This is a genomic window from Agromyces tardus (assembly GCF_003710805.1).
Lineage (GTDB): Bacteria > Actinomycetota > Actinomycetes > Actinomycetales > Microbacteriaceae > Agromyces > Agromyces tardus.
This window is the reverse complement of record NZ_RHHB01000071.1, coordinates 1-14,668: the sequence shown is the minus strand read 5'-3', so window position 1 is coordinate 14,668 and position 14,668 is coordinate 1. Positions and strand designations below refer to the sequence as shown.

At 72.1% G+C, this 14,668-nt stretch carries 13 protein-coding genes; 8 read left to right on the top strand and 5 right to left on the bottom strand.

The features are described from left to right. The 5 genes from EDM22_RS18540 to EDM22_RS18520 all read left to right on the top strand — a co-directional run. Positions 1 to 1,494 (top strand): S1C family serine protease (locus EDM22_RS18540; RefSeq protein ID WP_122938565.1); only part of this gene is annotated, 1,494 nt, incomplete at its 5' end. Positions 1,495 to 1,624: 130 nt separating this feature from the next. Beyond that, positions 1,625 to 2,680: a glycosyltransferase family 2 protein gene (locus tag EDM22_RS18535; protein ID WP_245989548.1), complete on the top strand. Its 1,056-nt coding sequence runs from the start codon at positions 1,625 to 1,627 to the stop codon at positions 2,678 to 2,680. Positions 2,681 to 2,685: 5 nt separating this feature from the next. Further along, on the top strand, positions 2,686 to 3,495 hold the full coding sequence (locus EDM22_RS18530) for a CDP-alcohol phosphatidyltransferase family protein (RefSeq protein ID WP_122938561.1): 810 nt from the start codon (positions 2,686 to 2,688) through the stop codon (positions 3,493 to 3,495). 43 nt (positions 3,496 to 3,538) lie between these two features. Further along, complete coding sequence (locus tag EDM22_RS18525; protein WP_122938563.1) at positions 3,539 to 4,384, top strand: glycosyltransferase family 2 protein; 846 nt, start codon at positions 3,539 to 3,541, stop codon at positions 4,382 to 4,384. Positions 4,385 to 4,459: 75 nt separating this feature from the next. Then, the gene (locus tag EDM22_RS18520) at positions 4,460 to 5,767 is read left to right on the top strand and encodes a CDP-glycerol glycerophosphotransferase family protein (protein ID WP_122938560.1); all 1,308 of its coding nucleotides are present in this window, start codon (positions 4,460 to 4,462) and stop codon (positions 5,765 to 5,767) included. A 2-nt stretch (positions 5,768 to 5,769) separates the two neighbouring features. Here EDM22_RS18520 and EDM22_RS18515 read toward each other — a convergent pair whose 3' ends face one another. From EDM22_RS18515 to EDM22_RS18500, 4 genes are all read right to left on the bottom strand, one after another. Then, positions 5,770 to 6,780 carry a hypothetical protein gene (locus EDM22_RS18515; protein WP_212591992.1) on the bottom strand — a complete coding sequence of 337 codons (1,011 nt, stop codon included), beginning with the start codon at positions 6,778 to 6,780 and terminating at the stop codon, positions 5,770 to 5,772. An 86-nt stretch (positions 6,781 to 6,866) separates the two neighbouring features. Further along, positions 6,867 to 7,601 (bottom strand): ABC transporter ATP-binding protein, encoded by a 735-nt coding sequence (locus tag EDM22_RS18510; protein WP_122938559.1) that lies wholly within the window; start codon positions 7,599 to 7,601, stop codon positions 6,867 to 6,869. Next, positions 7,601 to 8,413, bottom strand: coding sequence for an ABC transporter permease (locus tag EDM22_RS18505; RefSeq protein WP_122938558.1), 813 nt, complete (start codon positions 8,411 to 8,413; stop codon positions 7,601 to 7,603). The genes EDM22_RS18510 and EDM22_RS18505 overlap by 1 nt, the downstream gene beginning before the upstream one ends. Positions 8,414 to 8,565: 152 nt before the next feature. Further along, complete coding sequence (locus EDM22_RS18500) at positions 8,566 to 9,258, bottom strand: phosphocholine cytidylyltransferase family protein (RefSeq protein WP_122938557.1); 693 nt, start codon at positions 9,256 to 9,258, stop codon at positions 8,566 to 8,568. A 338-nt stretch (positions 9,259 to 9,596) separates the two neighbouring features. On the opposite strand from EDM22_RS18500, the gene EDM22_RS20270 reads away from it, so the two are divergent. The 3 genes from EDM22_RS20270 to EDM22_RS18480 all read left to right on the top strand — a co-directional run bounded on the left by EDM22_RS20270 (position 9,597) and on the right by EDM22_RS18480 (position 13,211). Beyond that, complete coding sequence (locus tag EDM22_RS20270; protein WP_376918012.1) at positions 9,597 to 11,264, top strand: ATP-binding cassette domain-containing protein; 1,668 nt, start codon at positions 9,597 to 9,599, stop codon at positions 11,262 to 11,264. After that, entirely contained in the window at positions 11,240 to 12,814 is a 1,575-nt protein-coding gene (locus EDM22_RS18485; protein WP_122938555.1) for a hypothetical protein, read from the top strand. Before EDM22_RS20270 ends, EDM22_RS18485 begins: the two co-directional genes overlap by 25 nt. 109 nt (positions 12,815 to 12,923) lie before the next feature. After that, positions 12,924 to 13,211: a DUF3039 domain-containing protein gene (locus EDM22_RS18480; RefSeq protein ID WP_122938554.1), complete on the top strand. Its 288-nt coding sequence runs from the start codon at positions 12,924 to 12,926 to the stop codon at positions 13,209 to 13,211. Between the two features lie 30 nt (positions 13,212 to 13,241). On the opposite strand, the gene EDM22_RS18475 is transcribed toward EDM22_RS18480, so the two are convergent. Continuing rightward, positions 13,242 to 14,561: a nicotinate phosphoribosyltransferase gene (locus tag EDM22_RS18475; protein ID WP_122938553.1), complete on the bottom strand. Its 1,320-nt coding sequence runs from the start codon at positions 14,559 to 14,561 to the stop codon at positions 13,242 to 13,244. Between the last annotated feature and the right edge of the window lie 107 nt (positions 14,562 to 14,668).

The following is a 14,668-nucleotide window of genomic DNA, read 5'->3' as shown; positions in this document are numbered from 1 at the left end:
GCCGCCCCGGCGCCCGCCCCCGCGGCCCCGGCCCAGCCTGCCGCGACCGGGACCGTGTACGAGCCCGGCCAGGCGCCGCAGCCGTACCACGCTCCCGGCTACGTGCACCCGACCGCGCCGCAGCCGCAGGTCGCCGGCCAGACCGGCCCGACGCAGCCGGTCAGCGGCCAGGTCCCGCCCGCCTTCGGCGGACCGCAGGCCGCCGCGCCCGCAGCATCCGGCGCGCCCGTCGGGCTCGCCGAGAGGCCCGCGAAGCAGCGCCGCGTGGGGCTCGGGGTCGCCGCCGCGATCGTCGCCGCCGCACTCATCGGCGGGGCGTCCGGCGCCGGCATCACCGCGCTCCTCAACGACGACCGGGCCACCTCCACGAGCGACTCCGCGTCGGGCGCCCAGAACATCGTCGTGAACGACACCGCGTCGGTCAACGAGGTCACCGCCGTGGCCGCGAAGGCGAGCCCGAGCGTCGTCACGATCTCGGTCGCGGGCTCGCAGAGCGCGGGCACGGGCTCGGGCATCGTCCTCACCGACGACGGCTACGTGCTCACCAACACGCACGTCGTCACCCTCGACGGCTCCACGGCCGACGCCACGATCCAAGTGAAGACGAGCGACGGCCACCTGTACGACGCGAAGCTCATCGGCACCGACCCGCTCTCCGACCTCGCGGTCATCAAGCTCGTGGATGCCTCGGGCCTCACGCCGCTCGAGTTCGCCGACTCCGACAAGCTCAACGTCGGAGACACGGCGATCGCCATCGGCGCGCCGCTCGGCCTCTCGGGCACGGTGACGAACGGCATCGTGAGCGCCCTCAACCGCAGCATCGACGTGCAGTCCTCGGCTGCTCCGGCCACCCCCGACGACAGCCAGGGCGACACGGGCGAGGGCGACGGCGGCCAGGGCGGCACCGGCGACGGCTCGAGCCCGTTCGACTTCTGGAACTTCGACGTGCCGGGCCAGCAGGGCTCGCAGTCGCAGGCGCAGAACGCCGGCACCATCTCGATCCCGGTCATCCAGACGGATGCCGCGATCAACCCGGGCAACTCGGGCGGCGCGCTGCTCGACTCCGACGGCAAGCTCATCGGCGTCAACGTCGCGATCCTGTCCGCCGGGGGCACCTCGTCGGAGGCGGGCAACATCGGCGTCGGATTCGCCGTTCCCGCCAACCTCGCCAAGCGCGTCTCGCAGGAGCTCATCGAGAACGGGTCGGCCACCCACGGCCTGCTCGGCGCGACGGTCACCTCGGCCGAGGCCGACGGCAAGAGCGACATCGTCGGCGCCCTCATCTCCGAGGTGAGCGCGGGCGGAGCCGCCGAGAAGGCGGGTCTCCAGTCGGGCGACGTCGTCACGCAGTTCAACGGCGTGCCGATCACCGACCAGACCGACCTCACCGCGCAGGTGCGCGCACTGGCCGGCGGAGCCACCGCCGAGGTCACGTACACGCGAGGCGGCGAGTCGTCGACGGTCGAGGTCACGCTCGGCACCTTCGAGGGCTGATCTCGAGCCGGTACGAGACGGCGAGGGCCGGGACCGATCGGGTCCCGGCCCTCGCCGCGTCGCGCGCCCGGACCGGCCTCGCGCGGCATGCGACTGCTAGGCTCGATCGACCCCAGCACGAGTGAGGAACATGCCCGATCAGCACCACCAGGCGGCGTCGCCGTCGCTCGTCGGCGTCTCCTACGTCATGCCCGTGCTGAACGACGCCACGCACGTGCACGCTGCCGTCGAGTCCATCCTCTCGCAGGACTACGCGGGCCCCGTCGAGGTGCTCATCGCCCTCGGGCCGTCGATCGACGGCACGGCCGAGCTCGTCGCCGACCTCGCCGCGCTCAACGAGCACGTCCACGTGCTCGAGAACGAGGTGGGCTCGACCCCCGCGGGCCTCAACATCGGCATCCGCGCCGCGCGCTACCCGGTGGTGGTGCGGGTCGACTCGCACTCGATGCTGCCGGCCGACTACGCCCGCGTCGCCGTCGAGGTGCTCGAGCGCACGGGGGCCGACAACGTCGGCGGCATCATGGACGCCCGCGGCGAGACGCCCTTCGAGCGCGCGGTGGCCCTCGCCTACACGACGAAGGTGGGCCTCGGCGGCTCGGCGTTCCACGTCGGCGGCGAGGAGGGACCGGCCGAGACCGTGTACCTCGGCGTCTTCCGGCGCGACGCGCTCGAGCGGGTCGGCCTCTTCGACGAGTCGATCAAGCGCGGTCAGGACTGGGAGCTCAACCGCCGCCTCCGCGAGACGGGCGGCACCGTGTGGTTCACGCCGCGGCTCGCGGTCACCTACCGGCCCCGGTCGACACTCAACCGGCTCGCCCGGCAGATGTTCTCCACGGGCCTGTGGCGCGGCGAGCTCGCGCGCCGGTTCCCCGCGTCCAACGGCATCCGCTACTTCATCCCGCCGCTCATGGTGCTCGGCGTCGTCGTCGGCACCCTGCTCGGCATCGGGGGCATCGTGCAGGCGGCCCTCGGCCAGGCGCCCTGGTTGCTCATCGGGTTCGCCGTGCCGCTCGTGTACGCGGTCTTCGTCGCCGTCGCGACGCTCGTGTACGCTCGCGGGCGGGGTGGGGCGACCGCGGGCTGGTTCCTCGTCGTCCTGCCGTGCATCCACGTGTCCTGGGGCGTCGGGTTCGTGCTCGGCTACCTGGCCCTCACCAGCAACATCGCGAAGCACACGGGAAGGTGACACGGATGCCCGAGACCGAGAGTCGCGCGAAGCCCCGGAGCATCGCGGAGCTCCGTGCCGTCACGCAGCCGCCGGAGGTGCGCGGCCGCCGCAACGCCGAGCACTGGACCGCGTCGCTGTATCTGCGCAACCTCTCGCCGTACCTCACGTGGCTCTTCCTGCGCACGTCGATCTCGGCCAACGGCGTCACGGGCATCATGATCTTCGTGGGCTGGTCGACTGCGGCCGCCCTGCTCATCCCGGGCGTCTGGGGCGCGCTGCTCGCGGTCCTGCTCGGCCAGCTGCAGATGCTCGTCGACTGCTGCGACGGCGAGGTCGCCCGCTGGCGCCGCACCTCGTCGCCCGCCGGCGTGTTCCTCGACAAGGTGGGCCACTACTCGACCGAGGCGCTCATCCCGCTCGCACTGGGCATCCGCGCCGCGGCGTACCCGCTCGAGTTCCCCGCCGACTTCCTCTGGACCACGATCGGCGCCCTCCTCGCGCTCGTCATCGTGCTGAACAAGGCGCTCAACGACATGGTGCACGTCGCCCGTGCGAACGCGGGCCTGCCCAAGCTCACCGACAGCAAGGGCGAGACGGCGCCGCGCGGCGGTCTCGTCGCATCGCTCCGCAAGGCCGCTCGATTCGTGCCCTTCCACCGCCTCTACCACTCGGTCGAGCTCACCCTCATCGCCTTCGCCGCGGCCGTCGTCGGTCTCTTCGCGGGCCAGCCCGAGACCGACCGGTGGGTCGTCGGGCTCCTGCTCCCGCTCGCGATCCTCGCCCTCCTCGGGCACTTCGTCGCGATCATGGCGTCCCGCCGTGTCCGGTCCTGACGCGGATGCCGCGACGCCGCACGTCGGCGTGGTCGTGCTCACGATGGGCCGACGGCCCGACGAGCTCGCCCGCGGCATCCGGAGCGTGCTCGACCAGCGCGGCGTGAACGTCGACGTGGTGTGCGTCGGCAACGGCTGGGACCCGGCGACCGCCGAACCGCCGCTGCCGCCCCGGGTGCGCACCCTGCACCTGCCCGAGAACCTCGGCATCCCCGCGGGCCGCAATCGCGGCGTGCCCGAGGTCGCCGGCGATGTGCTGTTCTTCCTCGACGACGATGCCTTCCTGCCGAGCCCCGACTTCCTGCGCGACGGATGCCGCCTGCTCGCCGATCGGCCCGAGCTCGGGCTCGTGCAGCCGCGCGTCGTCGACCCCACGGGCCTCGAGTCGCCGCGCCGGTGGATCCCGCGCATCCGCAAGGGCGACCCGGCCCACTCGAGCGACGTGTTCTCGTGCTGGGAGGGCGCGGTGCTCATGCCGCGAGCCGTGTTCGACGCCACGGGTGGCTGGGCCGACCCGTTCTTCTACGCCCACGAGGGCATCGAGCTCGCCTGGCGGGTCTGGGAGACGGGACACCGGGCGTGGTACGCGGGCGACCTCGAGGCCGCGCATCCCGTCATCGACCCCGCCCGGCACTCGTACTACTACCGGCTCAACGCCCGGAACCGCGTCTGGCTCGCGCGCCGCAACCTGCCCGCGCTGCTCGTGCCGCTCTACGTCGGCTCGTGGACGGCGATCCAGGTGCTGCGCTGGGCACGCAACCCCGCGGCGCTCCGGGCGTGGTTCGGCGGCTGGCGTGCCGGCTGGCGCGAGCACCCGGGGGAGCGCCGGCCCATGCGCTGGCGCACGGTGTGGCGCATGACGCTCGCCGGCCGGCCACCCGTCGTCTGAGGCCGACGGGCGGTCGCCGACGGCGCCGATCGCCGACGGCGGGGCGGCCCGTTCGCGGCCCGGTACCCTTGGACGGTGGGAATGACGAACGACGTCCGGCGCGGCTTCAAGCTCGTGCGCGACACGCTGCGCCTGCGCAAGGCCCAGCGCGAGCTGCACGCGAGGCTCGCGCAGCGCGCGCCGCTCGAACCGCACCACTACCGCGTCGGCGTCTACTTCGCCGACGGCAAGGTCAACCTGTACCAGCTGCGCCAGTGGTACGCGCCGCTCGCCAGGCTCGCGGAGCGGCATCCGGTGCTGATCCTCAGCCGTGCGTCGGGAGCGGCCCTCGCGCTGCTCGAGGAGTCCCCGGTGCCGGTCGCGTACGTGCGCCGCGTCGCCGACCTCGAGCAGGTCATCCACGACCAGGACCTCCACGTCGTGTTCTACGTGAACCAGAACGCGAAGAACTTCCAGATGATGCGCTACGGGCGCCGCTGGCATGTGTTCATCAACCACGGCGAGTCCGACAAGATGTACATGACCACGAACCAGTTCAAGGCCTACGACTACGCGTTCATCGCGGGCGACGCCGCGCGCGCCCGCCTCGAGAAGGTGCTCTGGGACTACGACTTCGACAAGCGCGCCATCCCGATCGGGCGCCCGCAGGCCGACCACTACCTCGACGGCTCGCCGTTGCCCTACACGCCCGACGACCGGGACGTCGTGCTCTACGCGCCCACGTGGGAGGGCGATCGCGGGGCCGCCGCCTACGGCTCGATCGCGTCGCACGGCGTGGCCCTCGTGCGGAGCCTGCTCGCCTCCGGGCGGCACCGCGTGATCTACCGCCCGCACCCGCGATCGGGCGTCGTCGACCACGAGTACGGCGCGGCGAACCGCGAGATCATCCACGCGATCGCCGCCGCCAACGCGGCGGATCCGGGCGCGCAGCACGTCTACGACGACGGGCCCTCGCTCGGCTGGCAGCTCGCGGCCGCCGACGTGGCGATCGTCGACATCTCGGCGATGGTCTACGACCGGCTCGCGGCCGGGCGTCCGCTGCTCATCACCCGCCCCGTGAACCCCGATGCGCAGATCGACACGGGCGGGTACCTGTCGGCGTGCGAGTGGCTCGTGGCATCCGACGGCGAGGCCATGGCGGCCCGCGTCGACGAGGTCGCCCACGACGAGGCGGCGCTCGAGCGGCTGGGCTTCTGGGTCGAGCGCTACTTCGGCGACACGACCCCCGGAGTCACGACGCAGCGCTTCCACGCCGCCGTCGACCACCTGATGGCGGAATGGGACCGGTTCGCGGCCCTGCATGCCGCCGACCCCGAGATCGACGAGCACGACGCCGAGGGCGAGGCCGCCGAGCAGGCCGACGACATCCCGATGGTCGACTGAGGTCAGCCCTCGGCGGCCTGGCCCTCGGCGGCCGGCGCGTCGTCGTGGAACGCCGACTCGTCGAGCGAGGCCGTCTCGTGCTTGCGCGGTCGCACGGTGCGATTCACGGCGCGGATGCCGCGACTCGTCGCCGAGGCGATCAGGGCACCGCCCCGCGACATCCGCAGGCCCGCCGTGCGCAGCACCGAGTCGGTCGCCCGAGGTTCGAGATCGTACGGGAGCACCGCCGGAGCGCTGCCGAACGCGGTGCGCGACTGCCGCAGCACCCGCCGGCCGAGCATGTGGTTGCCGGCGCCGCCGATCGCCGCGCCGATGCCGAAGGGCAGCGCCTTGCCGACGATGCCCGCGCCGCCCTTCACCGCGAACTGCGAGATGAACGACCGCCGCAGCCGATCGACGACGGTGCCCATGAGGGCCTTCGGGAGCCCGTTGGTGATCACCTCGCCCCAGTACACGTTGCGCGCAGCCCCGGTGCCGGTGGCCTGCGCCGCGAACTGGCGCACGAGGTCGATGCCCTCGCGCCCCAGCATGAGCGTCATGACGAGGGCGCGTGCGCGCTCGGGGTTCTCGACGTGCATGCCGTGCACCTCGGCGATGGACTGCGCGAACAGCGCCGTGGCCTCGAGGAACGCCGCGGTCTCGACGCCCGACAGCGCGAGCGTCACGCCCGTGCCGATGCCGGGCACGACCGCGGTCGCGCCGACGGCGGCGCCGCCCGTGGTCACCGCGGTGAGGTACCGGCGTTCGAGGATGCGCACGATCTCGTCGGGCGAGGCGGTGGGGTGCCCTCGGCGGATGCCGCGGAGGTGCGCGAGCACGACGGGACGCTGGATCGCGAGGAGCCGGTCGATTCCGCGCTCGACCCCCTGGGCGCGCTCGTGGGCCGGGATCCCCTCGGCTCCCGGCTCAGGTGCGCCGGGCGCGCCGGGAGGAGCCCCGGCGAAGTCGTCGGGGCCGGGTTCCCGCGGGGCGGTGTTCCCCAGCGAGGTGATCCGGTGCACACGGTCGGGCATGTCGACGATCCTAGGCGCGCCGGCCGTGAAGGTCATGGGCGTGACACGGCGGCGACCGCGTGCTAGGCGGAGCCGACCGACGCGCGCTAGGTCTGCTCCGCGTTGTAGCGGTCGAGCACCTCGTCGATGGGGCCGTCGAGCACGAGGCGGCCCTTGTCGAGGTAGAGGCCCCGCGTGCAGAAGCGGCGCAGGTCGCGTTCGCTGTGCGAGACGAAGAAGAGGGTGCGGCCGCCCTCGAGGAGCTCGTCGATGCGGCGGTAGCACTTCTCCCGGAACGCCTTGTCGCCCACCGCGAGCACCTCGTCGACGAGCAGGATGGGCTCCTCGAGCTGGGAGATGACCGCGAAGGCGATGCGCACCTTCATGCCGCTCGACAGGTGCTTGTAGGGCGTGTCGAGGAAGTTGCCGATGTCGGCGAAGCCGATGATCTCGTCGAACTTCGCGTCGATCTGCGCGCGGTTCATGCCGTGCAGGCCCGCCGTGAGGTAGACGTTGTCGCGCACGGTGAGGTCGTCGACGAATCCGCCCGTGATCTCGATGAGCGGTGCGACGCCGCCCGTCACCGTGACCGAGCCCTCGTCGGGCAGCATGACCCCGGCGACGAGCTTCAGCAGGGTCGACTTGCCCTGGCCGTTGCGTCCGACCACGCCGATCGCCTCGCCGGGGCGCACGACGATCGACACGTCGCGGAGCGCCCAGAACTCGTCGGGGCGCGTGCGTCGGCGGCGGCCGGCGAGCAGGTCCTTGAACGATCGGCGTCCGCGACGGTTGCGCCGGAATCGCACGCCCAGGCCGTCGGTCAGGATGGCGGCATCGGTCATCAGATCTCCTTCAGCACCTGTCGCTCCGAGTTGCGGAACACCCAGAGTCCGATGGCGAGCAGGAGTGCCGACATGCCCGCGGCGACGCCGACCGCGAACCAGTCGAGTTCAGAGGGGAAGAACGCCGACCGGTAGAGCCCGAAGATGCCGGTGAGGGGATTGAACGCCGCCCAGAAGTGCAGCTGCTCCGGCAGGTTGGCGGTGCCGTACACGATCGGCGAGGCGTAGAAGAGGAAGCGGAGCACGAGCTTGGTGGCCCGCTCGAGGTCGCGGAAGAACACGACGAGCGGCGCGACGATGAGCGCGACCCCGGCGGTGAGCATCGCCTGCAGCGCGATCGCGAGCGGGAACAGCACGACCTCCCAGCCCACGGTGACGTCGGCGCCGAACACGGCCGCGAACAGCACGAAGAGCGCCAGCACCGGCAGGGAGAGCAGGAACTCGATGCCCTTCGAGAGCACGATGCGGTTCACCCAGATCGTGCGCGGGATCTTCGTCGAGCGCACGAGCTTCGCGTCCTTCAGGAAGGCGCGCGTCGAGTCGGAGACCGCGCCGTTGAACCACATCCACGGCAGCAGCGCGGAGAGCAGGAACACGATGTAGGGCTCCGTGCCCACCGGCCGGTTGAACACCTGCGTGAACACGAACCAGTAGATGGCCGCCATCACGAGCGGGTCGAGCACCGACCAGAAGTACCCCAGCGCCGACGTGGAGTAGCGCACCTTGAGGTCGCGAGTGGTGAGCAGCCACAGGGCATGTCGGTATTTGGCCCACGGCGTCCGCGTCAGCGGATGCGAGTCGGCGTAGCTCATCACGATCTCATCGTAGATGCCGGAGGGCGGTGGCCTTCGCACCGGTGGCGGTCCGACGCGCCGGTGCGAGCCGGCGCCCGCCACGGGCGGCGCCGCACATGCGAAGAGCGGATGCCACGTGGCATCCGCTCTTCACTGCTGCGTGCGTGTGATCACACGAAGTGGTTCGCGCGCTCCAGGTCTTCGGCGAAGTCGATCTCGACCGCGTAGAGGTCGGAGACGTCCATCGGCTCGACGAGGAGGCCGTTCTGCTCGATCGCGAGCTCGATGCCGCGCTCGAAGTAGTCCTGGTCGCCGACGCGCGCCAGGTGCGCGAGCAGCGTGGCCTTGTCGCGGCTGGAGATGTAGTTGATGCCCACGGCCTCGCCGAGTCCGCCCTTGACGGTCTTGGAGAGCTCCTTGATGTAGCCCTCGGCGGTCGTGGTGTACTTCACCTCTTCGTCGGACACCTTGGCGGTGTTGACCGTGACGAACGACTGGTCGCGTGCGATGAAGGGGAGCGCGCGGTCGAGGATGCGCGGGTCGAAGACGACGTCGCCGTTCATCCAGAGCACGCCGCCGGCCTGCGACGCCTGCAGGGCGCGCATGAGCGACTTCGACGTGTTCGTCTGGTCGTACTCCTCGTTGTAGACGAAGGACGCCTGCGGGAACGCCTCGATGATGTGCTCGAGCTTGTAGCCCACCACGATGGTGACGCTGGCGTTGCGACCGAACGCGTGCGCGATGTTGTCGAACTGCTGGCCCATGATGGTGCGGCCGTCGCTGAGCTCGGTGAGAGGCTTGGGGAGGGATCGGCCGAGCCGACTCCCCATGCCTGCGGCAAGGATCACGACTTGAGTGGTCACTGCATCTCCTTCGGTAGGCGGATGCAGCGAGCCGCGCTCGTCGTTGCGAGTTCGCCGTCTGTTCATCCGGAAGTTCGAAAATGGACACGCCGTTATGCCGGTCCCCACGATACCGGGAGGCGCCCCTCGAGTGCTCGCGAATGGTACTTGTCGTAGTGGGATCGTGATGCGACGCACAGGCGATGCACAGGTTTCAGGGCCTGCACCGAGTCCCCCATGAGCGTTCCGGCGGGGGACATTGGTAGGTTTGCGTGGTGACTTCCGTTTCGCGATCCGATCACGACGACGAGACTCCCGGAGGCACCGGCACGGGGGTGTCTGCCGTTCGGGGGGACGCCGTGGGCTCCAAGCCCGACGGCGGCAAGCGACCTGCCCCGGAATCGGCCGGCGAGACGGGCCGCGCGACCGGCTCGACCGGGCCCTCGGCGGAGCCGGCCGCGTCGAAGCCCGCCCCCAAGCCCCGTCCGTCGAAGCGATCGAACACGAATGCCGCGTCGAAGCGCAGCGCCGCGTCGCGCGCGGCGTCCTCGGACGCGGCATCCGCACGCGGGCAGGCCGCCAAGTCGGCGCGCACGCCGGCGGCGTCGGGCGCGCAGTCCAGGGCGACGAGCGCCGAGGCACGGCGTCGTGCTGCAGCCACGCGCCAGCAGGTGGCCGCGTCGATCACCACCGACACCACCGCCGCCGAGCGATCGCCGCGCAAGCCCGAGCCGTCCGGCGTCGCCGAGGCGGCTGCCGCCACGGCCGAGACGGCCGCCGCGACGGCTGCACCGTTTCCGGCGGGCGCAGGCACCGACACCGGCACCGCGACGCCGACGGCGGAACACGACGCATCCGTCGAAGCGGCCGATCTCGAGGCGGCCGATGTCGAGGCAGCCCAGCTCGAGGCAGCCCAGCTCGAGGCGGCCCAGCTCGAGGCCGACGTCGACGAGCAGGCCCGGGTCGATGCGGCTGCCGTGGGGCTCGCGGCCGCGGTGACGGCATCCGCCGCCGCGTCGGCCGCGCTCGCCCCCGAGACCGACGACCTGGTCGAGGCGCCCGCTCGCGAGTCCTCGACCACCGAGGCGCAGCCGCAGGTCGAACCGATCGAGCCCGGCGAGGCGGTCGGCGCCCCCGAACCGCAGCCCGACGACCGGGCCGTCGGCGCCGAGCAGGCCGTGGCCGTCATCGCGGTGGCGCCCCGCGCGCCCAAGCCGCGCAAGAAGCGCACGCTGCGCGTGGCTCGACCCGCTCCTTCGGCCGACGCGCCCCGGGTCCTGGTGATCGAGGGCCTCGTGAAGCGCTTCGGCGACAACACCGCCGTCGACGGCATCTCGCTCGACGTGCGCGCGGGATCCTTCTACGGCATCGTCGGCCCGAACGGCGCCGGCAAGACCACGACCCTCTCGATGGTGACCGGGCTGCTGCGCCCCGACGGCGGCACGGTGCACGTCAACGGCATCGACGCCTGGGCCGACCCGCGGGCCGCGAAACGGGCCACGGGCGTGCTGCCCGACCGGCTCCGGCTGTTCGACCGGCTCACGGGCTCGGAGCTGCTCTACTACTCGGGCGTGCTGCGCGGGCTCGACCAGCGCACGGTCCGCGAGCGCAGCGCCGACCTCGCCGCCGCCTTCGGGCTCGAGGACGCGCTCGACCGCCTCGTCGCCGACTACTCCGCCGGCATGACGAAGAAGGTGGCGCTCGCGTGTGCCATGATCCACTCGCCGCGGCTCCTCGTGCTCGACGAGCCGTTCGAGTCGGTCGACCCGGTCTCGGCGGCGAACCTCACCGACATCCTCGACCAGTACGTCGCCGGCGGCGGCACCGTGCTGCTCTCCAGCCACGGCATGGACCTCATCGAGCGGGTCTGCGACTCGGCCGCGATCATCGTCGGCGGCCGCGTGCTCGCGTCGGGTGCCCTCGACGAGGTGCGCGCGGGCCAGACCCTCGAGGACCGGTTCGTCGAACTCGCCGGCGGGCGCAAGGCAGCGGAAGGCATGGAATGGTTGCACAGTTTCTCCGACTGAAACTGCGCCTGCTCGGCAACATCTTCCGGCGGAGCACCTGGCAGGTCGTCGGCATCGTCGTGGGGCTCGTGTACGGACTCGGCGTCGCGGTGTTCCTGTTCACGGCGCTCGTCGGGCTCCGATTCGCCGGTGACGTCGAGATCGTGCGCGATGCGATCACCGTCGCCGGTGCGGCGACGGTCGCGGGATTCATCATCTTCCCGCTCGTGTTCGGCGTCGACGACACCATGGACCCCCGCCGCTTCGCGCTCTTCGGCATCCCGAACCGCACGATGGCCGTGGGGTTGGCGCTGTCTGCGGTGATCGGCGTGCCGGCCCTCGTGCTCGCCATCGTGCTGTCGGGCACCGTCGTCACGTGGTCGCGCGGGTTCGGGGCCACGGTGCTCGCCGTCATCGGCGCCGTGCTCGCCTTCGCCACGTGCCTGCTGCTCGCCCGCGTGGCCACGGGACTCGCGTCGCTGCTGCTCTCGACCCGGCGTGCGCGCGAGGTCGCCGGCGTGATCGGCCTGCTCCTGCTCGTCATGGTCACGCCCGTCATCGTGGCGCTCGTCTCGAGCGACTGGGCGAGCTCCGGCCTGCGCGCGCTCTCGACGATCGCCGCGACGCTCTCGTGGACCCCGCTGGGCGCCGCGTTCGCCTTCCCGGGCGATGCCGCCGCCGGGCAGTGGGGTGCGGCGTTCGTGAAGCTCCTCATCGCCGCCGGCACGCTCGCGCTCATCTGGAAGGGCTGGGAGTCGCTCGTGGCGCGGATGCTCGTGACCCCGGGCCGCGCGGCATCCGCCAAGAGCTATCGGGGACTCGGCTGGTTCGACCGGATGCCGCACACCCCGACCGGCGCCATCGCGGCGCGCAGCCTCACCTACTGGGGCCGTGACGCACGCTACTGGGTGTCGCTCATCATGATCCCGATCGTGCCGCTGTTCGTCATGATCCCGCTCTCGCTCGCCGGAGTGCCCTCGCTCTACGTGGCGCTCATCCCCGTGCCGCTCATGTGCCTGCTGCTCGGGTGGAGCCTGCACAACGACACCGCCTACGACAGCACCGCCGTGTGGGCGCACATCGCGTCGGGCGTGCGCGGCACCGCCGACCGCGCGGGCCGGCTCGTGCCGGTGATCATCACGGGCGTGCTCGTGATCGGCCTCGGCAGCGCCGTGACGGTGTTCGTGATCGACGACTGGCGGCTGCTGCCGTCGCTGCTCGGCGTGAGCACGGCGCTCCTGCTCGGCGGGCTCGGCGTCGGCTCGATCATCTCGGCTCGGTTCCCGTACCCGGCCGTGAAGCCGGGCGACAGCCCGTTCCAGGCGCCCCAGTCGTCGGGCGCGATGACGGCGCTCGTGCAGTCGTTCACGATGTTCGGGTCGCTGCTCGTCGCGGTGCCCGCCGTGGTGTTCGCCGCCCTCGGCTTCTTCGAGGACCCGGCGTGGCATGCCGCCGCGTTCGCCTCGGGCGTGGGCCTCGGCGTGATCGCCCTCGCGTTCGGGATCTGGGAGGGCGGTCGCGTGTTCGAGCGGCGCGGCCCCGAGATCCTCACCGCGGCGCTGCGCGCCTGAGCCCCGAGCGGATGCCGCGGCCGAGCGGAACCCGCGGCCCAGCGGGACCTGCGGTCGAGCGGATGCCGCGCCCGACCCGGCGCCCCGATCCCGGCGTAGAATCGTCCGCATGATCGAACCCGCGCGCGCGAGCATCGCCGACCCCGACGCACCCGGCGGAGGCACCTCGGTCCTCGATCGCGAGCTCGAGAAGCTCCTCCAGGAGGAGGCGATCGAGCCCGGCGACCACGAGCGCTTCTCGCACTACGTCAAGAAGGACAAGATCCTCGAGTCGGCGATCACCGGCAAGCCGGTGAAGGCCCTCTGCGGCAAGAAGTGGACCCCGGGGCGGGACCCGGAGAAGTTCCCGGTGTGCCCCACCTGCAAGGAGATATACGAGCGCCTCAAGGGCGAGTGATCCCGTGCCGCAAGGACGCGGCTGCGCCTCCTAGCGGTAGGTGGTGGGGATGACGGCTTCGCCGCGTCCGAGGCGGAACGCCTCGATCGGCAGCTCCTGCATCACCTGGGCACGATGGGCCCGCGCGGCGGCGACGCCCGCGTGGCCGGTGTACGCGGCATCCGCCCGGCCGCCGCGCATGAGCGGCACCATGAGCGGCCGCAGCGTCGAGTCCGCCTCGAACTCCGCCTCGCCGTCGGGTCCGTCGCCGACGTAGACGATCTCCTCGCGCGCGGTTCGCGTGGAGTCGAGGCGCCGGGCGGCGTTCTTGCGCCCGCCGACGCTCACCTTCGCGGTCGACGACTTCGCGACCGACACCCACTCGCCGCCGTCGTCCTTGCGGGCGACGAGCTTGAAGACCATGCCCGCGGCGGGGGAGCCGGAGCCCGTGACGACCGAGGTGCCGACGCCGTAGGAGTCGACGGGCGCGCCCGAGAGCGCCGCGATGAGGAACTCGTCGAGGTCGCTCGTGACCGTGATCTTCGTGCCCACCGCGCCGAGCTCGTCGAGCTGCCTGCGCACGGCGGCGGCGACCGAGGGCAGGTCGCCCGAGTCGATGCGCACGGCGCCGAGCCCGGTGCCGGCGACCCGCACGGCGGTCTCGACGCCCGTCGCGATGTCGTAGGTGTCGATGAGCAGGGTGGTGCCCGGCCCGAAGGCGGCGACCTGCGCGCGGAACGCGGCCTCTTCCGTGTCGTGCAGCAGGGTGAAGGCGTGCGCCGCGGTGCCCATCGTGGGGATGCCCCACGTGCGACCGGCCTCGAGGTTGCTCGTGGCGTCGAAGCCCGCGATGTATGCGGCCCGGGCGGCGGCGACCGCGGAGCGCTCGTTGGTGCGCCGGGAGCCCATCTCGGCGATGGGGCGGCCGAGCGCGACCGACACCATTCGGGCCGCGGCGCTCGCCACCGACGAGTCGAAGTTGAGTGTGGAGAGCACGACCGTCTCGAGCATCACGGCCTCGGCGAAGGTCGCCTGGATCGTGAGCAGCGGCGATCCGGGGAAGTACGCCTCGCCCTCGCGGTACCCCCACACGTCGCCGCGGAAGCGGTAGTCGGCGAGCCAGTCGAGCGTCTCCTGCCGCACCACGCGGTGCTCGGCGAGCCACTCGAGCTCGGCGTCCTCGAAGCGGAACCGCTCGATGAGCTCGAGCAGGCGGCCGGTGCCCGCGACGACGCCGTACCGGCGCCCGTCGGGCAGTCGGCGGGCGAACGCCTCGAACAGGCTCTCGCGGTGGGCGGTGCCGTCGCGCAGCGCGGCATCCACCATCGTGAGCTCGTATCGGTCGGTGAGGAGCGCAGCTGAGCCGGTCACACCGGTCAGCCTACTGCGCCGGCCCCCGCGGCTCGGCGGCGACCGGGGCGCGCCCCGGCGGCGACAGGGCGGTCGGATGCCGCGGCCCCCTGCCCGGCGGCCCGGCC

What these genes read in the sequence shown, in the direction of transcription:
- EDM22_RS18480 (WP_122938554.1), top strand. Translation starts at nt 12,924, where the DNA reads ATGATCGAACCCGCGCGCGCGAGCATCGCCGACCCCGACGCACCCGGC.
- EDM22_RS18510 (WP_122938559.1), bottom strand. Translation starts at nt 7,601, where the DNA reads ATGACCGATGCCGCCATCCTGACCGACGGCCTGGGCGTGCGATTCCGG.
- EDM22_RS18525 (WP_122938563.1), top strand. Translation starts at nt 3,539, where the DNA reads ATGGGCCGACGGCCCGACGAGCTCGCCCGCGGCATCCGGAGCGTGCTC.
- EDM22_RS18515 (WP_212591992.1), bottom strand. Translation starts at nt 6,780, where the DNA reads ATGCCCGACCGTGTGCACCGGATCACCTCGCTGGGGAACACCGCCCCG.
- EDM22_RS18485 (WP_122938555.1), top strand. Translation starts at nt 11,240, where the DNA reads ATGGTTGCACAGTTTCTCCGACTGAAACTGCGCCTGCTCGGCAACATC.
- EDM22_RS18505 (WP_122938558.1), bottom strand. Translation starts at nt 8,413, where the DNA reads ATGAGCTACGCCGACTCGCATCCGCTGACGCGGACGCCGTGGGCCAAA.
- EDM22_RS18535 (WP_245989548.1), top strand. Translation starts at nt 1,625, where the DNA reads ATGCCCGATCAGCACCACCAGGCGGCGTCGCCGTCGCTCGTCGGCGTC.
- EDM22_RS18530 (WP_122938561.1), top strand. Translation starts at nt 2,686, where the DNA reads ATGCCCGAGACCGAGAGTCGCGCGAAGCCCCGGAGCATCGCGGAGCTC.